The organism is Streptomyces sp. NPDC002817 (genome assembly GCF_053592055.1).
In genome coordinates this window covers 309,935-330,238 of the sequence record NZ_JBSFUY010000007.1, presented here as the reverse complement: position 1 = coordinate 330,238, position 20,304 = coordinate 309,935, and the positions used below count along the sequence as shown (strand labels likewise).

Below are 20,304 nucleotides of genomic sequence, written 5' to 3'. Positions count from 1 at the left end.
TCCTGCCCGTAGGCTTCGGGGAGTCGCGCGAAGGAGGCAAAGAGGTGCCGGTGGAGATCACCTGGTGGGGTCACGCCACCTGCACGGTCGAGGACTCGGACGTCCGCGTGCTCACCGATCCTCTGTTCGCCCGCCGGCTCGCGCATCTGCGCCGCCGCCGCGGCGCGGTGCCGCCGCCCGGCGCCTGGCGCGCGGACGTGGCGCTCGTCTCCCATCTGCACGCCGACCACCTGCACGTTCCCTCGCTGGCCCGGCTCGCACCGGGCACGCGCCTGCTCGTTCCCCGGGGCGCACCCCAGGCCGTGCCGGGACTGCGCCGGCTCGCCCACCTCCAGGTCGACGAGGTGGCGCCCGGGGACGAGACGGTGATCGGGGACGTGGTCGTACGGACCGTCCCGGCTCGGCACGACGGGCGACGGCTGCCCCTGGGGCCGCACCGCTCCCCCGCGCTCGGCTATGTCGTCGAGGGCGAGGCGCGCACCTACTTCGCCGGGGACACCGGGCTGTTCGACGCGATGGCCGAGGAGGTCGGGCCGGTCGACGTGGCGCTGCTGCCGGTCGGCGGCTGGGGACCGTACCTGGGCGAAGGGCATCTGGACGCGGGGCGGGCGGCCGAGGCGCTGGCCCGGCTCGAACCGGTGAGCGCGGTGCCGGTGCACTACGGCACGTACTGGCCGATCGGGATGGACGCCGTGCGCCCCCATGAATTCCACGCCCCCGGCGAGGAGTTCGTGCGGCTCGCGGCCGAGCGCGCGCCGGGCGTGGCGGTGCATCTGCTGGGGCACGGGCAGAGCGTGCGCCCCAAGGTGGCCCGGTGAGCTGGCTGGTGGCGGCGTCGACGGCGCCGCCGGAGTCGACGCAGCAGGCGCTCGGGTATCCGTCGTTGTTCCTGCTGGTGTTGATCGGGGCGTTGGTGCCGGTGGTGCCGACGGGGGCGCTGGTGAGTTCGGCGGCTGTGGTGGCGTTCCATCAGACGGCGCCCTTCGCTCTGGGCCTGGTGTTCGTGACGGCGTCGCTGGCCGCGTTCCTCGGGGACGCGACGCTGTACTGGCTCGGGCGGCGTGGGATGCGGTCGAAGAACGGGTCGCGGTGGCTGGAGGCGATCCGGTCGCGGGCGCCGGAGGAGCGGCTTGCGCAGGCGCAGGAGAGGCTCGCCGATCATGGGGTGACCGTTCTGGTGTTGTCCCGGCTCGTGCCGGCCGGTCGCATTCCGGTGATGCTGGCCTGTCTGATGGCGAAATGGCCGATGCGGAGGTTTGTCCGCGGCAACTTCCCGGCCTGCCTGGCCTGGGCGGTCACCTACCAGCTGATCGGGATCCTCGGTGGGTCGCTGTTCAAGGAGCCTTGGGAGGGGGTGGTGGCTGCGGTGGTGCTGACCGTGGTCATCAGCCTGGCGCCCGGGCTGTGGCGGCGGGTTCGGTCTGCCGCTTGATGTGCGTTGCGGGGCGCGGGTCCGTTGGGGCTGGTCGCGCCCGCGCGGCGGAGCCGCATATCGATACGGCCCCGCGCCGCTAGGTGGGTCCAACCGAGCGCCGACTAGGCAAGTAGCCGGGATCCTCCCACCGGCAGGTCCCACAGGTCGTCCCTGTTCAGGCCCGCCTGCTGCCACGCCGCCTGCACTCTGGTCAGTGGCTCCAGGACCGGTTCCGCCGACAACACGAACGTACCCCAGTGCATCGGTGCCATCCTGCGTGCGCCCAGGTCCTGGGCCGCCCGTACCGCTTCCTCCGGGTCGCAGTGGACGTCGCTGAGCCACCAGCGGGGGTTGTAGGCGCCGATGGGGAGGAGGGCGAGGTCGATGCCGGGGTAGCGCCGGCCGATGCGGGTGAACCAGTGGCCGTAGCCCGTGTCGCCGGCGAAGTAGACGCGCTGTCCGTCCCGGTCGGTGAGGACCCAGCCGCCCCACAGGCTGCGACAGGTGTCGGTGAGGCTGCGCTTGGACCAGTGGTGGGCGGGGACGAAGTCGAGGCGGACACCGTCGAGTTCGGCCGCCTCCCACCAGTCCAGCTCGGTGATGCGGGTGAAGCGGCGGCGGCGGAACCAGGCGCCGAGTCCGGCGGGCACGAACACCGGGGTGTCGCGCGGGAGTCGGCGCAGCGTGGGGGCGTCCAGATGGTCGTAGTGGTTGTGGCTGATGACGACGGCGTCGACGGAGGGCAGCGAGTTCCAGGCGACACCGACCGGGGTGATACGGGCCGGGGTGCCGAGGATGCGGCGGGACCAGACGGGGTCGGTGAGGATCGTCAGGCCGCCGATGCGCACCACCCAACTGGCGTGCCCGGCCCAGGAGACGGCGACCGTGCGCGTGTCCACGCGGGGCAGCGGGCCGGGCTCGAACGGCAGGCGCGGGATGTCGGCGAGGCTCTCCCGGTCGGGCCGGACGGAGCCCTCGCGGGCGAACCGGGCCATGGCCTTGAAGCCGGGCAGCGGTGCGGTCAGTCGGTCGTGGAAGGTCCGCGGCCACACCCGGCGTTCGCCCAGCGGCCGGGGTTCGGCGAGCGGCGGGACGGGGGGCGCGAACGGGGACAGGGCCGTCGGCCCGTCGGCGTCCCGGACGGTCGTACTCGTGCTGGTCGACTCGGACTGCTGCGTCATCGAGGAGGCTCCCATCGCTGAGCGTCATCGCGGAGGTCGTCGAAGACCGACTTCAAGGTGATCAACGCGCGTTGCACGTGCGGCAGTTCCAACGGTGAGGGTGAACCGAGGCATTCCTCGAGTTCCGTGTCCGTCCCGGCGAGCAGCGAACCGGTCGACAACCGCACGCGCAGTGCGCCCAGGTCGTCGCCGAAGCGATGGCCGCCCGGGGCGGGCAGGCCGAGCCGGGCCGTGAGGAACTCCTCCAGGTCCTGTGCGTCGCCCACCCCGTGCGCGCCGAGCGCGGTGCGCAACGGGCCGAGGTCGACGTAGAGATGCCGACCGGCCTGCGGGGGCCGGGCCAGGGCACCGGCCGAGACGACGGCGGCGTGCGCGGCGGCGGCCACGCGCGCGTGCAGTCGTACGGTGGCCGCCACGCGCGTGGTGACCGGTTCGGGTTCCGTGAGCGCGTACCCGGCCGCGGCGGCGACGGGGGCGGCGACGCGGGCGCCCAGGGCGGTGAGCACGTCCAGCACGCGCGCGTGGAGGTCGTCGGCGGCCTCGCCCGCGGGGAAGCGGGCGACGGCGGCGGGCCAGCCCGGCGGCAGCAGGGCACCGGCCAGGTCGGTGACGACGGTGACCCGCTCCGGCAGCATCTCGGCGGGTCCGATCAGCACGGTGTCGTGCGGGGCGTGCACGGTGTCGCGCCAGGTCTCGTCGCTGACCACGTGCAGTCCCTCGCCGACGGCGGCCTCCACGGCCTCGTGGACCGCCTCGGGCGGGGCCACCGTGGCGGTGGGGTCGTCGGCGACGGACAGCACGAGCAGCCGGGGGTCGCCGCCCTCGTCACGGACCCTGCGCACGGTCTCCAACAGGGCGTACGGGTCCGGGACCCCGCCGCACTCCGCCGGTGTGCCCACGTGGAACACGGGCCTTCCCAACAGGCGCGCGTACGGCGCCCACCAGGCCGCGCAGGGCCGGGGCACCAGGACGTCCCCGCCGAGGGCGGCGGTCAGGGCGAGCAGCAGCGAGGGGGCGCCGGGCGCCGCCACCACACGCTCGGGCCCGGCGGGCAGTCCACGCCGGGCCCAGTAGCCGCACGCGGCCTCCAGGAGAGCGGGTCCGCCGCCTACGGGTTCGCTCCTGCCGAGGGCCGCCGCGGCGGAGAGCACGGCCGACAGTTCGGGGAGCACGGGCAGTCCGTCGGCGGGCAGCGGCGGCCCGAAGCGGACGGGGCCGTGGCCTTCGGGATCCGTCCGCCGCATCCGTACCTCCGGGTGAGCTGCTGGGTCGCGGTGCCGTCGGGTGTGCTCCCCGGTTCTCCCTCCGTACGACGGGGGCGGCGCGCTCGGGGTCCGCGTACCCAGGGTGGCGTACGCCGATAGGAATCCGCTCGAGTGGCGCCGGTCGCACGCCCCGGCTCAGACGTCCGCGCGGGACTCCCTGCGGCGCACCCGGTACACGGCCCCGCCGAGGGCGCCCGCGATCAGGAGGCCGCCGGCGACGAGGGCGGGTACGGAGTCGGTGAAGGCGCCCCCCTGGCCTGCCCGTACGCCGCGCTGGACGGTGGTGGCGGGGCAGGTCTCGGTGCGCGGCTCGGTGCACGCGTGGCTCGCGCCGCCGTGGGTCACCGTCAAGGTCGCGCTCCACTGCTTGCCCTGTCCGCCGGGCGCGACCGGACAGGTGCCGTCGACGGTCCACGCGGAGTCCTTGCCGACGTCGGAGCCGACCTCGAGGTCCTGGGCGGAGGCGATCCGGGCGGTCCCGCGGTAGGCGGGCCCGGACACCGCGGCGTCGTTCCCGGCGACCAGCTGGAGCGGCACGGTCTCCTCGTCGAAGGCCTGCGAGGTGGCCTCGATGGTGGCCGGCGCCGTTCCGCCGGTGGAGTCACAGGTGACCGACACGGTGACGCTGCCGCCCGGCTGGACGGTACTCGGGCTTACCTCCGCGGCCGGGTCCGCGAAGGCGACCGGCACGGCGACGCCCACGGCGACTCCGGCCAGAACGGCGACGGACAGGGCACGGGCGGTGCGGCGCATGGGGTGGGCTCCTTAGGCCTGCGGCTGCGAGGGCACGCAGCCATCACAGCCCGTCGAACCCCGCCCCGCGCGCGGCCGGACCCCATTAGCGGGACGTGCACAGCCAAGTGGGTGACGTCGGACCCGCCTTCCACGCCCTACACGACGTCCCTCATCACCTGCTCCCGCACCCGCCCACAGCACCGGCTGATCAGCCGCGACACATGCATCTGCGAGATCCCCAGCTGCTCGGCGATCCGCGACTGCGTCATGTCACCGAAGAACCGCATGTACAGGATCGCCCGCTCCCGCTCCGGCAACGCGGCGAGCCGCGGCTTCACGGCCTCCCGGTCCACCACCGTGTCCAGCGCCGGGTCCGCCGATCCCAGCGCGTCGCTCAGCGAGTACCCGTCCTCGCTCCCCGGCAGCTCCGCGTCCAGCGACAGCGCGGTGAAGCTCTCCAGCGCCTCGAGCCCCACGAGGACGTCCTCCTCGCTCATGCTCGCGTGCGCGGCGATCTCCGCGACGGTCGGCCGCCGCCCGGAGATGGTCTGCGACAGGTCCTGGGAGGCGAAGCGCACGCGGTTGCGCAGGTCCTGGACCCGTCGGGGCACATGCAGCGTCCACATGTGGTCGCGGAAGTGCCGCTTGATCTCGCCGGTGATGGTCGGCACGGCGTAGCTCTCGAAGGCGTTGCCGAGCTCGGGGTCGTACCGGTCGACGGCCTTGACCAGGCCGAGGGCCGCGACCTGGCGCAGGTCGTCGAAGCTCTCGCCGCGGTTGCGGAAGCGGCCCGCGAGCCGGTCGGCCATGGGCAGCCATGCCTCGATGATCCGGTCGCGCAGCGTGTCGTGCTGCGGGCCGGGGGGCAGCGCGGCAAGCCTGCGGAAGGCTTCCGCGGTGTCGGGGGCGTCGTCGTGCGGGTGGTGCTTCGCGCTCACTCGAGGGGACATGGTGCGTCGCAACTCCCTGGTGGGTGCTCTGGGTTGGACGGTCACCGTGGGAGCGCGGCCGCGGCCGGACAGACACAGTCGGGGCGGCCTCGGAGCCTCTCCCACGGACGTGCCTCCTGTCCGAAGCACTGAGGGTGCGCCTGCCCCCGGCCCTGGGCCGCAAACCCGGGCCCAGGTTCTCCGGGAGCCCGCACGGTCACTCGTAAGGCGCCCGTGTCCCCTCGTGTCCGAGAGGTCCGTCCATGAGCACCAAGGTCTCCGGCCACGTCCTGCGGCGGCCGCTGCCCTCGCAGGAGTTCCCGGACGTGCGGTACGCCGAGTGATCGAGTTCCTCACCGACCCGGCCGTGCCGCCGATCCCGCCGCACGCCACCTGGGACCGGATGGAGTCGACGGCCGCGTCGATCCTGAAGGGCGACGCGGACCGCGGCTCGATGATCAAACAGGGGTTCAAGGTGAAGGTGCAGGAGTTCCCGCCGGGCCGGGAGAAGAAGTAGGCGGCAGCGCGACCGTCTCCTCCCGCTCCGTGGGCAGGAGCAGCTCCTCGTAGCGGCCCAGTGCCAGCACCGCGCCGAGCATGAGGAGCGGGATGAGCACAGCGAGTACCGCCATGGCGTTTCCCTCCCCGGGGATCGCGTGGGGGGTGTCCGGCCGGGTCCCCCCGAAACGGAGGACAAACCCCCCGTGTCGGGGTCCGGTCCTCGGGTACGCGGAGCCCACCCCCGAAGATCTGGAAGGAGCGCCATGCAGCGAGGCAGTGACCGGCTGAGCGTCCACCGCGACGACGAGATGAAGCACGAACTACAGGGGCTGCTGAGGTCCGGGCACCCCACCCGGAGCGAGGAGTGGCACGATCCCGAGCCGACCGCCGACGACGATCCGGAGATCGCGGGCGGGCCCGTGGCGCCGGGCGGCTCCGGGGCGTCCCTGGGAGGGGTCCGGCTGGAGCTGGCCCGGCATCTGAGCCGCAGCGCGTTCCCGGCGAACCCGCGCCACCTGGCCGGCGCGCTGCGCCGCGCGTACGCGCCGGACACCCTCGTGGACGCCGTGGAGCGGCTGCCGCACAGGGAGCACTACGCGACCGTCCAGGAACTGGCCCAGGCGCTGACCCGGCCCGGGGCATAGGGGCCCGGCCCCGGGGTACCGCGGGCGGCGACAGCCGAGAAGACCGAGGAACTGCTGCGCTGCCGGCGGGCGGCCCGACGGAACACGAAGCGCGCGACGGGCGACGAGGCTCGGTGGCGTGCCACGAAAGGACGTTGAGGATTCATGCGTATCGCATTCCTGACCGCACCCGAGGGCGTCGAGCAGATCGAGCTCACCGAGCCCTGGAAGGCCGCCGTGGAGGCGGGCCACGAGCCCGTCCTGGTGTCCACGAAGCCCGGGACCGTCCATGCCTTCCACCACCTCGACAAGGCGGACACGTTCCCCGTCCAGGAGGTGGTGGGCGAGACGACGGCGGACTCCTTCGGCGGGCTCGTGCTGCCGGGCGGGGTCGCCAACCCGGACAGCCTGCGGATGGACGAGAAGGCGGTCCGGTTCGTCAGGGACTTCTTCGATCGGGGCCGGCCGGTCGCGGCGATCTGCCACGCCCCGTGGACGCTCGTGGAGGCGGACGTGGTCCGCGGCCGGGAGCTGACCTCCTGGCCGAGCCTGGCGACCGACATCCGCAACGCGGGCGGCACATGGGTCGACGAGCAGGTGAAGATCTGCGACCACGGCGCCGCCACGCTGGTCACCAGCCGCAGGCCGGACGACCTGAAGGCGTTCGACGAGGCGTTCCTCGACGTGTTCGCGAAGGAGGCCGCCTGATGGACACCCCGCGCGACCGCAAGCAGGAGCAACGTGAGGCCTACCGGGCGGACGACCCGGCGGGCGGCCCGCTCACCACCGACCAGGGCGTGGAGATCGACCACACCGACGACTCCCTCGCCGCCGGCGAGCGTGGTCCGACACTGATGGAGGACTTCCACTTCCGGGAGAAGCTGACCCGCTTCGACCACGAGCGCATCCCGGAGCGGGTGGTGCACGCACGCGGCGCGGGCGCGTACGGCTACTTCGAACCGTACGAGTCCTGCGCGGAGTTCACCCGTGCCGCGTTCCTCCAGGACCCGGCGGTGCGGACACCGGTGTTCGTGCGGTTCTCGACCGTGCAGGGGCCGAGGGGCTCGGCGGACACCGTGCGGGACGTGCGCGGCTTCGCCACCAAGTTCTATACGTCGCAGGGCAATTACGACCTGGTCGGGAACAACTTCCCGGTCTTCTTCATCCAGGACGGCATCAAGTTCCCCGACTTCGTGCACGCGGTGAAGCCCGAGCCGCACAACGACATCCCCACCGGCGGCTCCGCCCACGACACCCTGTGGGACTTCGTGTCGCTGCAGCCCGAGACGCTGCACGCGATCATGTGGCTGATGTCGGACCGGGCGATCCCGCGCAGTTACCGCATGATGCAGGGCTTCGGTGTGCACACCTTCCGGTTCGTGAACGCCGAGGGACGCGGCACGTTCGTGAAGTTCCACTGGAAGCCGCGGCTGGGCGTGCACTCGCTGGTGTGGGACGAGGCGCAGGAGTGCCAGGGCCGCAACCCGGACTTCCACCGCGGTGACCTGTGGGACGCGATCGAGGCCGGCGAGTACCCGGAGTGGGAGCTGGGCGTCCAACTGGTGCCGGAGGAGGACGAGTTCGCCTTCGACTTCGACCTGCTCGACGCCACGAAGCTGATCCCGGAGGAGCAGGTGCCGGTGCGGCCGATCGGCCGGATGGTCCTGGACCGCAACCCGGAGAACTTCTTCGCCGAGACCGAGCAGGTCGCCTTCCACACGGCCAACGTGGTCCCGGGGATCGACTTCACCAACGACCCGCTGCTCCAGGCCCGCAACTTCTCCTATCTGGACACCCAGTTGATCCGCCTGGGCGGCCCCAACTTCGCCCAGCTGCCGGTGAACCGGCCGGTGGCACCCGTGCGGACCAACCAGCGTGACGGGTACGGCCAGAGCACGATCCACAGCGGCACGAACTACTTCCCGAACTCGATCGGGGGCGGCTGCCCGGCCCACGCCGGCGGCGACAGCGGCGCGTACGCGCACTACGCGGAGCGCGTCGACGGAGCCAAGATCCGCCGCCGCAGCCCGAGTTTCCAGGACCACTACAGCCAGCCCGCGCTGTTCTGGAGGAGCATGACCGATTGGGAGCGACAGCACATCGTCGCGGCCTTCCGGTTCGAGCTGGGCAAGGTCGACGCGATGACGGTCCGCGCCCGCACGGTCGAGCAACTGGCCGAGGTGGACGGCGAGCTGGCGGTCCAGGTGGCCCGTGGCATCGGCGTCCCGGATCCGGCCGTACCCGGCGAGGCACCGAACAAGCCGCTCTCCCCGGCGCTGAGCCTTCAGTCCCTGCGCGGCGACGGCTCGATCCGCACCCGGCGGATCGCGGTGCTGGTCACCGACGGCGTGGACGCCGAGCAGGTGAGGTCGGTACGGGAGACACTGGCCGGCGAGGGCGCGATCGTGGAGGCGCTGGCGGCGACGGACGGTACGGTCGCCGGTGCCGACGGTGAACGGTATACGGTCGACCGCGCACTGCCGACCGTCGCCTCCGTGCTGTACGACGCGGTCCTGCTGCCCGGCGGCCCCACGGGCACCCCGCCGCTCACCGCCGACCAGGACGCGATGCGGTTCGTCCGGGACGCGTACCGGCACGGCAAGCCGGTGGGCGCGCTCGGCTCCGGCGTGGGCGTGCTGTCGGCCCTGGAACCGGAGGGCATCCAGGTGTCCACGGAGTTCCACCACGTGGTCCGCGACCAGGGCGTCGTGACGGACACCTCGCCCGGAGCGGCGAGCGAGGAGTTCGTACGCGCCTTCGTGGAGGCGATCGCGGCGCACCGGCACCGGGACCGGCCGCCGACCCGCCGCTAGCGGGCGCCGTCAGACGTGGGGAGTGGCCGACTCCCCGCGTCCGCGTTCCCTCGCACCCTCGCGGGTGCGGCCGGCGGCGACCAGACGCCGGGGGTTGCGGCGCAGGTACTCGCCCTCCAGCTCGGCCATCCGGCCGTTGTGGGCGCGCAGCGCGTCGTTCGAGGCGTAGAGCAGCGTGTCGTGGCGCGTGCGGTGGATGGTCTCCAGCTCTTTCATGAGCTGCTGGTCGTCCAGCCTGCTGGGATCGACTCCGGTCATGGCGGCTTCCCACTCGTCGTGTGCGTTCATGGGCTTCGAGTACCCGCCCGGTGAGCACTACCCCCGAGCGGCATCCGGGACAGAACCGTGGATCTCGCCTTTCCGCACCCACTCTACGAACATCCGGGCCCCAGGGCCTGCGTATACGGGAACTACCGCGCCCGTTCCACCCGCCGCTCGTCCCACACCGGCTCCGGCGTCTCGCGGACGCGGCCGTCGCTGCCGAAGACCAGGTAGCGGTCGAAGGAGCGGGCGAACCAACGGTCGTGGGTGACGGCGAGGACCGTGCCGTCGAAGGCCTCCAGGCCCTCCTGGAGGGCCTCGGCGGACTCCAGGTCCAGGTTGTCCGTGGGCTCGTCCAGGAGGAGGGCCGTGACGCCCTCCAGCTCCAGCAGGAGGATCTGGAAGCGGGCCTGCTGCCCCCCGGAGAGGCGGTCGAAGGTCTGCTCGGCCTGCTGGGTGAGCTCGTAGCGGCGCAGCCTCGACATCGCCGCGCCCCGGTCCTGGGAGTGTTCCGTCCACAGGATGTCCAGGAGCGTGCGGCCCAGCAGCTCGGGGTGCGCGTGCGTCTGGGCGAAGTGCCCGGGCACGACGCGCGCGCCCAGCCTCCACTCCCCCGAGTGCGCCACGGTGTCTCCCGCCAGCAGCCGCAGGAAGTGCGACTTGCCGGAGCCGTTGGAACCGAGCACGGCGACCCGCTCGCCGTAGAAGACCTCCAGGTCGAAGGGGTTCATCAGGCCGGTCAGTTCGAGTCCCTTGCAGGTGACGGCCCGCACCCCGGTACGGCCGCCCTTGAGGCGCATCTTGATGTCCTGCTCGCGCGGCGGCTCCGGCGGCGGGCCGGCCTCCTCGAACTTGCGCAGCCGGGTCTGGGCGGCCTGGTAGCGGGAGGCCAGCTCATGGCTGATGGAGGCCGCCTGCCGCAGGTTCAGGACGAGCTTCTTCAGCTGGGCGTGCTTCTCGTCCCAGCGCCTGCGCAACTCCTCGAAGCGGGCGAAGCGTTCGCGCCGGGCGTCGTGGTACGTGGCGAAACCGCTCCCGTGCACCCAGGCGTCCGCACCGGTCGGCGAGGGCTCCACGGACACGATCTTCTCGGCGGAGCGGGCGAGGAGCTCACGGTCGTGGGAGACGAAGAGGACCGTCTTGCGGGTCTCCTTCAGCCGCTCCTCCAGCCAGCGCTTGCCGGGCACGTCGAGGTAGTTGTCGGGCTCGTCGAGCAGCAGCACCTCGTCGTTGCCGCGCAGCAGGGCCTCCAGCACGAGCCGCTTCTGCTCGCCGCCGGAGAGGGTGCGCACCTCGCGGAACTGGGCCTTGTCGTAGGGGACGCCCAGCGCGGCCATGGTGCACATGTCCCACAGCGTCTCGGCCTCGTACCCGTGCGCCTCGGCCCAGTCGGAGAGGGCCTGCGCGTACTGCATCTGCGCGGCCTCGTCGTCCACGGTCATGATCGCGTGCTCGGCCTTGTCGACGGCCTTCGCGACCACCTGGATACGCGGCGAGGACACCGACACCAGCAGGTCCCGTACGGTCGTCTCGTCGCGTACGGATCCCACGAACTGGCGCATCACGCCGAGGCCGCCGCTCACCGTGACGGTCCCGCCGTGCGGTTTCAGCTCTCCGGAGATCAGCCGCAGCAGGGTCGTCTTGCCGGCGCCGTTGGGTCCGACGAGGGCCACCACGGCCCCTTCGCCCACCCGGAAGGACACATCGCCGAGCAGCGCCCTCCCGTCGGGGAGGTAGTACTCGAGGTGTGCGGCTTCCAGATGTCCCATGGGGCCGCATTCTCCGGCTCGGGGGCCGGGCCGGGCAAACGCATATCCGACGCCGTGGCAGCTCAGCCGCACACACCGAGCCGTACACGGCCGACCGTATGCAGTCGACAGTCGGCCGTACGCGTTCGACCTGCCGCGTGCCGCCGGTTCTCGGCCCGGCCCGGCCCCGTCGCGGCGCGTCGCGTCGCGGCTATTCGACCTCGTCCAGCGGCCGACCCGTCGGCCCGCTCTCCTGCCCGCGCCCCGCGGAATCCACGACCGCGCCCTCCCACGACAGGACCTTCCAGCCGTCGGCCGGGGAACCTTCCAGGACCACCACGCCGGTGTTGTCGAGCGGGCGGGCGGCGGCGAAGTCGATGTCGACGTTGTCGGCGCGGGCCGAGGTCCACAGCCGGATCGCCGCGCCATGGCTGACCAGGGCGACCGTGCCGACCCCGAGGGCGGCGGCCTCGGCGACCACCGCGTCGTACCGCGCGAGCACCTCGGCGCCGCTCTCGCCGCCCGGCATCCGCAGCTCCGTGTCGCCCGTCGGCCAGGCGAAGATCGTCTCCATGTAGGTCCGGCCCGCCTCCGAGTACCCGTCCAGCATCTCCAGGTCCCCGGCGGACACCTCGCGGATGCCGTCGCGGACGACGACGTCGAGGCCGCGCGCGGCGGCCAGCGGGGCGGCGGTGAGCTGGGTGCGTATCAGCGTGGAGGCGTAGAGGGCCTCGATGTCCTCGTCGGCGAGGGCCTCGGGCAGGGCGGCGGCCTGGCGTTCGCCGAGGGCGGTCAGGCCGGGGCCCGGGACGGCGGTGTCCAACAGGAAGTCGACATTGGACGGGGTCTGGCCATGGCGGACGAGGAGCAGTCGCATGCAGAAAGCCTCCGGTGTCGTGTCCGCCTCGGCACAAGAAACGGCCACTTCAGGGTACCCGCCACCACATGACCCCTGACGTGGACCTCACCCTCCTGAAGCCCGGCCGGCACGCCGTCCGCGACGCGCTGCTGGCGCTGGACTGCCGACTGTTCGAGTTCGCCGCCGAGCGGAACTGGCCGCTCGCCGCGCCCGTGCTGCCGCGGCTGAGCCGGAGCGCGAACCACGGTGTGCTGTGGTTCGCCGCGGCGGCCACGATGGCGGCGAGCCGCACCCCGCGGGCCCGCCGGGCCGCCGCCCGCGGACTCGCCTCGCTGACGCTGGCCTCGCTGACCATCAACACCCTCGGCAAGCGGTCCGTACGCCGCACCCGGCCCGTCCTGGACCCGGTGCCGCTGGTGCGGCAGCTGAAGCGGCAGCCCATCACCACCTCGTTCCCGTCCGGTCACTCCGCGTCGGCGGCCGCGTTCGCCGCCGGGGTCGCGCTGGAGTCGCCGGCCTGGGGCGCGGCGGTGGCGCCGATCGCGTGGTCGGTGGCGTTGTCCCGGGTCTACACCGGTGTGCATTTCCCGAGCGACGTGCTGGCCGGTGCGGCGCTCGGGGTGGGGGCCGCGTACGCCGTGCGGGGCCTGGTGCCGACGCGTGCCCAGATCGTGCCGCCCGCCCGGCCCCGGGCCGAGGTGCCGGCACTGCCCGACGGCGAGGGAATGGTCGTGGTCGCCAACGACGCCGCGGGCAGCGCCGACCGGGTGCACGCCCTCCAGGACGCCCTGCCCGGGTGCGAGGTCGTGGAGTGCCGACCCGCCGACGTTCCGGCCGAGTTGGAGAAGGCGGCGGCCCGCGCCCGGGTGCTCGGCGTGTGCGGCGGCGACGGCACGGTGAACGCCGCCGCCGAGGTCGCCCTGCGCCACGACCTGCCGCTCGCGGTCCTGCCGGGCGGCACGCTGAACCACTTCGCCTACGACCTGGGCCTGGAGGGCGCCGGTGATCTGGCCAGGGCTGTCCGGGGCGGCGAGGGCGTGCGGGTGGACGCGGGCCGCTTCACCTGCGACGGCACCGAGGGCATCTTCCTCAACACGTGCAGTCTGGGCGTCTATCCGGAGCTGGTGCGCGAGCGGGACCGCTGGTCGCACCGGATCGGCGGCTGGCCCGCCGGGGTGCTCGCGGCCCTGCGTGTCCTGCGCGCCGACCGGCATCCGCTGGAGGCCGAGTTCCGGGGCCGGGCCCACCCGTTGTGGCTGCTGTTCGTCGGCAACGGCACCTACCACCGGGTGGGGCTGACGCCGGGCCGCCGCCATGATCTCGCGGACGGTCAGCTCGACGTACGCGTGGTGCACGGCGGACGGCGACCCGCGGTACGGCTGCTGGCGGCCGCCCTGGCCGGGCCGCTGACCCGCTCCCCCGTGCACGCCGCGGTCCAGGTGGGCCGGCTCCGGCTGGCGGGTGTGGCACCGGGCTCGCTTCTCGCCTACGACGGTGAAGTCACCCGGGTGGAAGGGGAGGTGACGCTGGAGAAGCTGCCCGAGGCGCTCACGGTCTACCGCCCACTGCCCGGAAACTGATTATCCATCAGTCCATATGGCAAAACGCGGGTCTCAACATTCGACATGCAGGCGTACCGTGTCGATCACCGACAGGACGTCGAACAGGGGAGTTCAGCCATGTCGAAACCGCAGGAGACCGCCGTCTACACGCACGGGCACCACGAGTCGGTGCTGCGCTCGCACACCTGGCGCACCGCCGCCAACTCCGCGGCCTACCTGCTCGGTTCGCTGAAGCCCCACATGAAGATCCTGGACATCGGCTGCGGCCCGGGCACGATCACCGCCGACCTGGCCGAACTGGTCCCCGACGGCCAGGTCACCGGCGTCGACCACGCGCCCGGCATCCTGGAGCAGGCCCGGGCCACGGCCGCCGGGCGCGGCCTGACGAACGTCGACTTCGCGGTCGCGGACGTCCACGCCCTGGAGTACCCGGACGACACCTTCTGCGTGGTCCACGCCCACCAGGTGCTGCAGCACGTGGGCGACCCGGTACAGGCGCTGCGCGAGATGCAGCGGGTGACCAGGCCTGGCGGGTTCATCGCCGTGCGCGACTCGGACTACGCGGCGATGACCTGGTACCCGGCGTCCCAGGGCATGGACGACTGGCTGGACCTGTACCGCCGCGTGGCCCGCGCCAACGGTGGCGAGCCCGACGCCGGGCGCCGGCTGAAGTCCTGGGCACTGGAGGCGGGCCTGACCGACATCGCCGCCACCTCCGGCACCTGGACCTACTCCACCGCCGAGGAGCGGGCCTGGTGGAGCGGTCTGTGGGCCGACCGCACCGTGGCCTCGGCGTACGCCGAGCGGGCCACGGAGGGCGGGCATGCCGCACCGGAGCAATTGACGGCCGTGTCGGAGGCCTGGCGGGAGTGGGGAAAGCAGCACGACGGCTGGTTCGCCGTACTGCACGGAGAAATCCTGTGCAGAAAGAGTGCCTGAATCTCCGTTTCCTGGAAACCCGGAAAGCAGGAGGTTCACATTATGGTTCCCATCCTGCTCGTACTGCTCCTGGTGTTGATTCTTTTCGGCGCCGGATTCGCAGTGAAAATTCTCTGGTGGATTGCCATCGCGGTGCTCGTGCTGTGGCTGCTGGGGTTCGTGATGCGCAGCACAACGGCAGGCGGAGGCAGGGGACGCTGGTACCGATGGTAAATCACCCCGGATAGTCCGGAGGAATTCACTCCCGGGGAAGCAGCGGTCCGAGCGGCCCGAGGTCCGGATTCAGGTCCTCGGGCCGCAGTCCGTGGCGTTCGCGCACCTCGGTCATGCGGTCGTCGAGCAGCGCCTGGCGTTCCATGAGCCGGCGCAGCAGCTCCACCGCGGTCACGACGATTCCCCCCACGACGACCGGACGTCCGCGTTCACGGAACTGATCAGGGCGTTGAGGTCGATGCGGACGAGATCGACGTCCGCGATGCGCAGGTGATGTCGCCGGTGTTGACGACCCCGCCGGCGAGCAGTCGGTCGAGCAGGTCCACGAGGGCGATCTCTCGGCGTTCGACCACGGTCACGGCTTCTCCCCCGCGAAGGAATAGGCGGCCCACGGCCCGGTGAGTTCGACCCGCATTCCCGGAACTTCACCCTTGGTACGGTCGACCAGTTCCACGAATTCCTCGGACACGGCCCGCGGCACGAGATAGGCGGCATTGAGCACATTGCGCCCGTCCGCCCCGGAGAGTTCGGCACTCTGCGGTGGATGCAGCCGGGAGTCCTCGGCGAAGGCGGACAGCGCTTCGTGCAGCCGGCCCGCGAATTCCTCGGCCCGCTGCCACAGGTCCTCGTGCGCCCGCACCCGGGAGCTGCGCCGGCGGAGACGGTCCCGACCGCCGGCGGCCTTCGCCGCCGTCTCCTCCGCCGGTCCGCCGTCACCCGGCGGCTCGGTCTCGACGTACACCTTGACGCCCCACTCGACCCGCCCGGTAAGCCGGTCGAGGGCGCGCCGGAAGTCGGCGTCTCGGGCCTCCAGCATGGTGCGTACGCCGCTGTCGTCCCGGAAGACGGTGGCGAGCCGGAGCGGCAGCGGTGTCGTGACGACGGTGAGGGCGTCGATCACGCCCTGGTGCGCGCGGGCCGTCTCGGAGAGCCAGTCCAGGTCCTCCAGGTGTGCGTGGAGCGGGCCTTCGGCGAAGTCCCCCTCCGGCACATGGCTCACCACCGCGACAAGGCCGTGATGGGCCAGCAGTCTGGGCGGATCGCCCGCCACGCCCGTCAACTGGGACTGCAGGGGCGCCTTGAAGGGCCGGCAGACGGCGTACACGTAACGTAGTCCGGTCATCAGGCCTCCTTCTCGTCCTCCTTGGCGTACGGGCCCTCCCCTTCAGCTTGCTCTCCCTCGCCCTCGTACGCCTCCTCTCACCCACGCGCCGCCGCGCACCGGGGTGAACGGCGGCAGCGGCACCTCGGCGATCCGGCCCACGTCCTCACTCCTTCGCACTCTGGGCGCCGGCCGCGCTGCCCGCGCGCTCGGCGGGGCCGGGGTCGACGAAGCTGTACGGCGGCAGCGGCCCGTTGACCCGCAGTTCCAGGTGGGGGTGGGACTTGCGGACCTGCTCCACCGCGGCCAGGAACGCCTCGGCCGAGTCGCGTTCCACCAGGAACGAGACGTTGGCGAGCCAGCCGGTGGACTCGGGGCCCGCGCTCACGGCCATGGCGCCGGACTCCAGCTCACGCTGCACCTCGGCCGCGTCCTCGGCCTCCCGCGCCTTCACGGCGGAGACGACCATCTCGCCGAGCCTGAGCTTGTCCTCGTACGAGCCGCCGCCCGCCTGCCGGTCGGCTTCGGTGAGGGCCCGCAGCTCGGGGTTCTCGGCCATCACGCGGTGCAGTACGGCTTCTTCGTCGTGCGTGGCCTTGACGTTGTACTCGACCTTGCCGTTCAGCGCCCGCAGCCGCTCCTTGTAGTGCTCGGCGCGTTCGCCGAGGACGGTGAGGACGGTCTCGTCGTCGGGTGCGACGCTGCCGAACCGCATGGGCAGCACACGGCCGCCCGAGCCGGCCTCGGCGAGCACGTTCTGATGGGCGAGCAGATCCTTGCGCTTGGGCCGCAGCCCCTCGGGCGCGTCGCTCACGACGGCCCCGAGGTCGCCCTCCTTGAGGACGCGCACGGGCCGCGGCGGGTCGCCGATGCCGTCCAGGTCCTCGGGCAGCTCGGGTCCGGAGTTGTCGATGATGCCGTACACGTACGTGCTCATTCCTGCTCCTCCTTCCGACGCGCGGCGGCCGACGTGCGGGCGCGCGGCCCGGGGTGAGAATCGCCCTCCTCGCGGGCCCGTCTGAACGCCTCCGAGACGGTCTGCGCGGCACCGGTCAGCGCACCCTCGGGCTTTGCCCGAGCCGCCGCTCCAGGCCCGAGTCAGCCGGGTGCACGCATGGCCCGACACCCGCATGGGGTCGGGCCGGCCTTCCGCTGTGTCGTTTCCATCCTCTTGAGTTGCTTCTGTGGATCCTGCGCGTCCAGTAGGTTCTTGTGGTCGTCATGACCACCTGCAACTCCGGGTGGCCGCACGTCCGTTGGCCAAACCTCCGAGACGCGCGTGGGTCAGCCGCGCAACGCGTTGAGCCTGCGCCGGGCGGGGCCGAGAGCACGGCCCTTGGCCATCACACCGGCCCAGGGGTTGGTGCGGGCCTGCTCGACGGCGTCCTCGATGCTCCAGCGGCGGGCGTCGAGGCCCGGGTCGTCGAGCTGGGTCCAGGACATGGGGGTGGCGACGGGGGCGCCGGGTTTCGGGCGGACGGTGAACGGCACGACGGCGGTCTGGGCGTAGGCGTTGCGCTGTATGTCCAGGTAGAGCCGCTCGCCGCGGTCCTTCTTGCGGGCGGCGGTGGTGAACTTCTCGGGGTGGGCGGCGGCGAGGGTGTCGGCCACGTCCCTGGCGAATTCGCGCACCTCGTCGAAGTCGTGGTGCCCGGTCACCGGAACCACCACGTGCAGACCGCGCGAACCGGTGGTCATCAGCGCGGAGGGCAGTTTCAGCTCGTCGAGCAGCTCCGCCAGCAGCCAGGCCGCCTCGTGGACCGGCGCGAAGTCGTCGCCGAAGGGATCGAGGTCGAAGACCATCCGGTCGGGCTGTTCGACGCGTCCGACGCGGGACAGCCAGCGGTGCAGGGTGAGACAGGCCTGGTCGGCGAGGTAGACCAGGGTGGCGGTGTCGTCGCACACGGTGTGGCGGACGGTGCCGCCCTCCTTGGTCACCTCGACGCGGCTGATCCAGTCGGGATAGCTGTCGGGGGTGTTCTTCTGCATGAACCTCGGGCCGCCGACGCCGTCCGGGAGCCGTTCCAGCATCAGGGGGCGGCCGCGCAGGTGCGGCAGCATGAAGGGGGCGACGGACCGGTAGTAGTCGACCAGGTCGGACTTGGTGTACTCCTTGCCCGCCCCGTCGCCGGGGAAGAGGACCTTCTCCGGCCGGTGCACCTCGACGGTGCGGCGCCCGGCCCGCACCGTCCGGGTGGCGTCCTCGCTCACCGGACGATCGCCTCCTCCACCAGCAGCCGTGCGGCGGCCGCGATGGACTCGGCGTCGATGCCCGCGGCGTGCAGCTGCTCGTCCGGCGCGGCCGAGCCCGGCATCGTGCGGACGGCCAGGCGCACCAGCCGCGGGACGGGCCGCCCGTCGACGAAGGCGTCGAGCACGGCGTCCCCGAGGCCGCCCTCCTCGTGGTGGTCCTCCACCGTCATCAGACAGCCGGTCTCCTCGGCGGCCCGGCGCAGGGTGAGCCGGTCCACGGGCTTGACCGAGTACAGGTCGACGACCCGCACGGCGATCCCCTGCTCCTGGAGCGCGTCGGCGGCGGCAAGCGCCTCGTGCACGGTGACCCCGGCCGCGACGACGGTCAGCCGGTCGCGGTCGGAGGAGCGCAGCACCTTGCTGCCACCGACCGGGAACTCCTCGTCGGGCCCGTAGATCACCGGCGTCTTGCCGCGCGAGGTGCGCAGATAGCGGATGCCCTCCAGGCCCGCCATGGCGCCGACGAGGTGCGCGGTCTGGTTGGCGTCGCACGGATACAGCACCGTCGAGCCGTACACCGCCCGCATCATCGCCAGGTCCTCCAGACCCATCTGCGAGGGCCCGTCCTGTCCGATGGAGACGCCCGCGTGCGAGCCGGCCAGGTTGATCCCGGCGCCGCTGACCGAGGCCATGCGCACGAAGTCGTACGCGCGCGTGAGGAAGGCCGCGAAGGTGGAGGCGTACGGCACGAAGCCGCGCGCGGCGAGTCCCACGGCAGCGGCGACCATCTGCTGTTCGGCGATGTAGCACTCGAAGTAGCGGTCGGGATGTTCCTTGGCGAAGAACTCCGCGCGCGTGGAGTCGCCCACCTCGCCGTCGAGGGCGACGACGTCGCCGCGGCCGGTACCGAGGGCGGCGAGGGCCTGGCCGTAGGCGTCCCGGGTGGCGACGCCGTCCTCGGCCCCCTTCTCCCAGCGGGGCAGTTCGAGGTGTCCGGCGCGTACGGCGTGCAGCATGCGGGCGGCGGGCGGCTCGTGCACATGGATGCGGAGGTCGCGGCGGCCGCCGAGTTCGGCGATCGCCTCGTCTGCGTCGGGAAGCGGCTTGCCGTGCAGGCCCTCACGGTCCTGGACGGCCTCGACGCCCTTGCCCTTGAGGGTGCGGGCGAGGATCACGGTGGGCTGCCCGGAGGTGGAGATCGCCTCGCCGTACGCGCGGTCGACGGCGTCCACGTCGTGCCCGTCCACCTCCACGGTGTGCCAGCCGAAGGCCTGGAAGCGACGGGCGTAGGCGGCCAGGTCGTGGCCGTGCCGGGTCGGGCCGCGCTGGCCGAGCCGGTTGACGTCGACGATCGCGGTGAGGTTGTCGAGATGCTCGTACGCGGCGTGCTCGGCGGCCTCCCACACCGACCCCTCGGCGAGCTCGCTGTCCCCGCACAGCACCCACACCCGGTAGCCGGTGCGCTCCAGCCGCTTGCCGGCGAGCGCGATCCCGACACCGACCGGCAGGCCCTGCCCGAGCGATCCGGTGGCCGTCTCGACCCACGGCAGCCGCCGGGGCGTGGGGTGTCCCTCCAGTCGGCTGCCGAGCCGCCGGAAGGTGGCCAGTTCGGCGTCGTCGATCGCGCCGACGGCTTTGTAGGAGGCGTAGAGGAGGGGCGAGGCATGCCCCTTGGACAGCACGAAGCGGTCGTTTCCGGGGTGGGCGGGGCGGTCGAAGTCGTAGCGGATGTGGTGGGCGAGCAGTACGGCCATCAGATCGGCGGCGGACATCGACGACGTCGGATGCCCGGACCCCGCGGCATCGGCCGCGCGCACACTGTCCACGCGCAGCTGCTGTCCCAGGTCGACGAGTTCGGCGGTGTTCATGAGTCTCCCTCAGCGGGGGTGGCGGAACGGTCGGGGCGCTTGACGGGGCCGGGGCGGTGTCCGGGTCGGGTGCCTTGGACGGGCCGGGGTTCGCGGCG

Annotated in this window: 20 protein-coding genes and 3 pseudogenes; 9 read left to right on the top strand and 14 right to left on the bottom strand. The window is 72.5% G+C overall.

What is annotated here, in order from left to right:
• Positions 1–44: 44 nt before the first annotated feature.
• Together ACWD3I_RS16885 and ACWD3I_RS16880 are read left to right on the top strand one after the other, a co-directional pair.
• Positions 45–818: an MBL fold metallo-hydrolase gene (locus tag ACWD3I_RS16885; protein ID WP_365405005.1), complete on the top strand. Its 774-nt coding sequence runs from the start codon at positions 45–47 to the stop codon at positions 816–818.
• Positions 815–1,432, top strand: coding sequence for a DedA family protein (locus ACWD3I_RS16880; protein ID WP_365405002.1), 618 nt, complete (start codon positions 815–817; stop codon positions 1,430–1,432). Before ACWD3I_RS16885 ends, ACWD3I_RS16880 begins: the two co-directional genes overlap by 4 nt.
• Before the next feature lie 104 nt (positions 1,433–1,536).
• Here ACWD3I_RS16880 and ACWD3I_RS16875 read toward each other — a convergent pair whose 3' ends face one another.
• The 4 genes from ACWD3I_RS16875 to ACWD3I_RS16860 all read right to left on the bottom strand — a co-directional run bounded on the left by ACWD3I_RS16875 (position 1,537) and on the right by ACWD3I_RS16860 (position 5,545).
• On the bottom strand, positions 1,537–2,595 hold the full coding sequence (locus ACWD3I_RS16875; protein WP_365404999.1) for an MBL fold metallo-hydrolase: 1,059 nt from the start codon (positions 2,593–2,595) through the stop codon (positions 1,537–1,539).
• On the bottom strand, positions 2,592–3,839 hold the full coding sequence (locus ACWD3I_RS16870) for an aminotransferase class I/II-fold pyridoxal phosphate-dependent enzyme (RefSeq protein ID WP_365404997.1): 1,248 nt from the start codon (positions 3,837–3,839) through the stop codon (positions 2,592–2,594). The genes ACWD3I_RS16875 and ACWD3I_RS16870 overlap by 4 nt, the downstream gene beginning before the upstream one ends.
• Before the next feature lie 156 nt (positions 3,840–3,995).
• Positions 3,996–4,613: a hypothetical protein gene (locus ACWD3I_RS16865; RefSeq protein WP_365404994.1), complete on the bottom strand. Its 618-nt coding sequence runs from the start codon at positions 4,611–4,613 to the stop codon at positions 3,996–3,998.
• Positions 4,614–4,750: 137 nt separating this feature from the next.
• Positions 4,751–5,545, bottom strand: a complete 795-nt coding sequence (locus tag ACWD3I_RS16860; protein WP_365404991.1) for an RNA polymerase sigma factor SigF — start codon at positions 5,543–5,545, stop codon at positions 4,751–4,753.
• A gap of 319 nt (positions 5,546–5,864) precedes the next feature.
• Between ACWD3I_RS16860 and ACWD3I_RS16855 the strand changes: the two are divergent.
• A pseudogene (locus tag ACWD3I_RS16855) lies at positions 5,865–6,041 on the top strand (hypothetical protein); the annotation flags it as partial.
• Here ACWD3I_RS16855 and ACWD3I_RS16850 read toward each other — a convergent pair.
• Positions 5,995–6,156, bottom strand: coding sequence for a hypothetical protein (locus ACWD3I_RS16850; RefSeq protein WP_365404988.1), 162 nt, complete (start codon positions 6,154–6,156; stop codon positions 5,995–5,997). The pseudogene ACWD3I_RS16855 and the gene ACWD3I_RS16850 overlap by 47 nt on opposite strands.
• Positions 6,157–6,288: 132 nt before the next feature.
• Here ACWD3I_RS16850 and ACWD3I_RS16845 point away from each other — a divergent pair, with 132 nt between their 5' ends.
• From ACWD3I_RS16845 to ACWD3I_RS16835, 3 genes are all read left to right on the top strand, one after another.
• Positions 6,289–6,669 carry a DUF2795 domain-containing protein gene (locus ACWD3I_RS16845; RefSeq protein WP_365404985.1) on the top strand — a complete coding sequence of 127 codons (381 nt, stop codon included), beginning with the start codon at positions 6,289–6,291 and terminating at the stop codon, positions 6,667–6,669.
• A 144-nt stretch (positions 6,670–6,813) separates the two neighbouring features.
• Positions 6,814–7,356, top strand: a complete 543-nt coding sequence (locus ACWD3I_RS16840) for a type 1 glutamine amidotransferase domain-containing protein (protein WP_365404982.1) — start codon at positions 6,814–6,816, stop codon at positions 7,354–7,356.
• Positions 7,356–9,461 carry a catalase gene (locus ACWD3I_RS16835; RefSeq protein WP_365404980.1) on the top strand — a complete coding sequence of 702 codons (2,106 nt, stop codon included), beginning with the start codon at positions 7,356–7,358 and terminating at the stop codon, positions 9,459–9,461. The genes ACWD3I_RS16840 and ACWD3I_RS16835 overlap by 1 nt, the downstream gene beginning before the upstream one ends.
• A 9-nt stretch (positions 9,462–9,470) precedes the next feature.
• Here ACWD3I_RS16835 and ACWD3I_RS16830 read toward each other — a convergent pair whose 3' ends face one another.
• The 3 genes from ACWD3I_RS16830 to ACWD3I_RS16820 form a co-directional block, all read right to left on the bottom strand.
• Positions 9,471–9,749 (bottom strand): DUF6158 family protein, encoded by a 279-nt coding sequence (locus ACWD3I_RS16830; RefSeq protein ID WP_365404977.1) that lies wholly within the window; start codon positions 9,747–9,749, stop codon positions 9,471–9,473.
• A gap of 122 nt (positions 9,750–9,871) precedes the next feature.
• Complete coding sequence (locus tag ACWD3I_RS16825; RefSeq protein ID WP_365404974.1) at positions 9,872–11,491, bottom strand: ABC-F family ATP-binding cassette domain-containing protein; 1,620 nt, start codon at positions 11,489–11,491, stop codon at positions 9,872–9,874.
• A gap of 190 nt (positions 11,492–11,681) precedes the next feature.
• On the bottom strand, positions 11,682–12,347 hold the full coding sequence (locus ACWD3I_RS16820; RefSeq protein ID WP_365404972.1) for a histidine phosphatase family protein: 666 nt from the start codon (positions 12,345–12,347) through the stop codon (positions 11,682–11,684).
• A gap of 68 nt (positions 12,348–12,415) precedes the next feature.
• On the opposite strand from ACWD3I_RS16820, the gene ACWD3I_RS16815 reads away from it, so the two are divergent.
• From ACWD3I_RS16815 to ACWD3I_RS16805, 3 genes are all read left to right on the top strand, one after another.
• A complete protein-coding gene (locus ACWD3I_RS16815) occupies positions 12,416–13,909 on the top strand; it encodes a bifunctional phosphatase PAP2/diacylglycerol kinase family protein (protein WP_365404969.1) in 1,494 nt (497 codons plus the stop codon).
• Between the two features lie 99 nt (positions 13,910–14,008).
• Complete coding sequence (locus ACWD3I_RS16810; RefSeq protein WP_365404967.1) at positions 14,009–14,830, top strand: class I SAM-dependent methyltransferase; 822 nt, start codon at positions 14,009–14,011, stop codon at positions 14,828–14,830.
• Positions 14,831–14,872: 42 nt separating this feature from the next.
• Positions 14,873–15,043: a hydrophobic protein gene (locus ACWD3I_RS16805; protein WP_365404964.1), complete on the top strand. Its 171-nt coding sequence runs from the start codon at positions 14,873–14,875 to the stop codon at positions 15,041–15,043.
• A gap of 25 nt (positions 15,044–15,068) precedes the next feature.
• Here the strand turns inward: ACWD3I_RS16805 and gvpK are convergent.
• The 6 genes and pseudogenes from gvpK to ACWD3I_RS16775 all read right to left on the bottom strand — a co-directional run.
• Positions 15,069–15,224 (bottom strand): annotated as a pseudogene (gvpK, locus tag ACWD3I_RS16800) (gas vesicle protein GvpK); the annotation flags it as partial.
• A pseudogene (locus ACWD3I_RS16795) lies at positions 15,215–15,402 on the bottom strand (gas vesicle protein). The pseudogenes gvpK and ACWD3I_RS16795, both read right to left, overlap by 10 nt.
• Positions 15,399–16,166, bottom strand: a complete 768-nt coding sequence (locus ACWD3I_RS16790; protein WP_365404959.1) for a GvpL/GvpF family gas vesicle protein — start codon at positions 16,164–16,166, stop codon at positions 15,399–15,401. The pseudogene ACWD3I_RS16795 and the gene ACWD3I_RS16790 overlap by 4 nt, the downstream one beginning before the upstream one ends.
• A gap of 145 nt (positions 16,167–16,311) precedes the next feature.
• A complete protein-coding gene (locus ACWD3I_RS16785) occupies positions 16,312–17,082 on the bottom strand; it encodes a GvpL/GvpF family gas vesicle protein (protein ID WP_365404956.1) in 771 nt (256 codons plus the stop codon).
• Positions 17,083–17,429: 347 nt separating this feature from the next.
• Positions 17,430–18,356, bottom strand: a complete 927-nt coding sequence (gene ligD, locus ACWD3I_RS16780) for a non-homologous end-joining DNA ligase (RefSeq protein WP_365404953.1) — start codon at positions 18,354–18,356, stop codon at positions 17,430–17,432.
• On the bottom strand, positions 18,353–20,206 hold the full coding sequence (locus ACWD3I_RS16775) for a transketolase (protein WP_365404950.1): 1,854 nt from the start codon (positions 20,204–20,206) through the stop codon (positions 18,353–18,355). Before ACWD3I_RS16775 ends, ligD begins: the two co-directional genes overlap by 4 nt.
• Positions 20,207–20,304 lie beyond the last annotated feature (98 nt).

Coding starts and splice junctions, on each gene's coding strand:
- ACWD3I_RS16875 (WP_365404999.1), bottom strand. CDS start 2,595: ATGACGCAGCAGTCCGAGTCGACCAGCACGAGTACGACCGTCCGGGAC.
- ACWD3I_RS16870 (WP_365404997.1), bottom strand. CDS start 3,839: ATGCGGCGGACGGATCCCGAAGGCCACGGCCCCGTCCGCTTCGGGCCG.
- ACWD3I_RS16865 (WP_365404994.1), bottom strand. CDS start 4,613: ATGCGCCGCACCGCCCGTGCCCTGTCCGTCGCCGTTCTGGCCGGAGTC.
- ACWD3I_RS16860 (WP_365404991.1), bottom strand. CDS start 5,545: ATGTCCCCTCGAGTGAGCGCGAAGCACCACCCGCACGACGACGCCCCC.
- ACWD3I_RS16850 (WP_365404988.1), bottom strand. CDS start 6,156: ATGGCGGTACTCGCTGTGCTCATCCCGCTCCTCATGCTCGGCGCGGTG.
- ACWD3I_RS16845 (WP_365404985.1), top strand. CDS start 6,289: ATGCAGCGAGGCAGTGACCGGCTGAGCGTCCACCGCGACGACGAGATG.
- ACWD3I_RS16840 (WP_365404982.1), top strand. CDS start 6,814: ATGCGTATCGCATTCCTGACCGCACCCGAGGGCGTCGAGCAGATCGAG.
- ACWD3I_RS16835 (WP_365404980.1), top strand. CDS start 7,356: ATGGACACCCCGCGCGACCGCAAGCAGGAGCAACGTGAGGCCTACCGG.
- ACWD3I_RS16830 (WP_365404977.1), bottom strand. CDS start 9,749: ATGAACGCACACGACGAGTGGGAAGCCGCCATGACCGGAGTCGATCCC.
- ACWD3I_RS16825 (WP_365404974.1), bottom strand. CDS start 11,491: ATGGGACATCTGGAAGCCGCACACCTCGAGTACTACCTCCCCGACGGG.
- ACWD3I_RS16820 (WP_365404972.1), bottom strand. CDS start 12,347: ATGCGACTGCTCCTCGTCCGCCATGGCCAGACCCCGTCCAATGTCGAC.
- ACWD3I_RS16815 (WP_365404969.1), top strand. CDS start 12,416: ATGACCCCTGACGTGGACCTCACCCTCCTGAAGCCCGGCCGGCACGCC.
- ACWD3I_RS16810 (WP_365404967.1), top strand. CDS start 14,009: ATGTCGAAACCGCAGGAGACCGCCGTCTACACGCACGGGCACCACGAG.
- ACWD3I_RS16805 (WP_365404964.1), top strand. CDS start 14,873: ATGGTTCCCATCCTGCTCGTACTGCTCCTGGTGTTGATTCTTTTCGGC.
- ACWD3I_RS16790 (WP_365404959.1), bottom strand. CDS start 16,166: ATGACCGGACTACGTTACGTGTACGCCGTCTGCCGGCCCTTCAAGGCG.
- ACWD3I_RS16785 (WP_365404956.1), bottom strand. CDS start 17,082: ATGAGCACGTACGTGTACGGCATCATCGACAACTCCGGACCCGAGCTG.
- ACWD3I_RS16775 (WP_365404950.1), bottom strand. CDS start 20,206: ATGAACACCGCCGAACTCGTCGACCTGGGACAGCAGCTGCGCGTGGAC.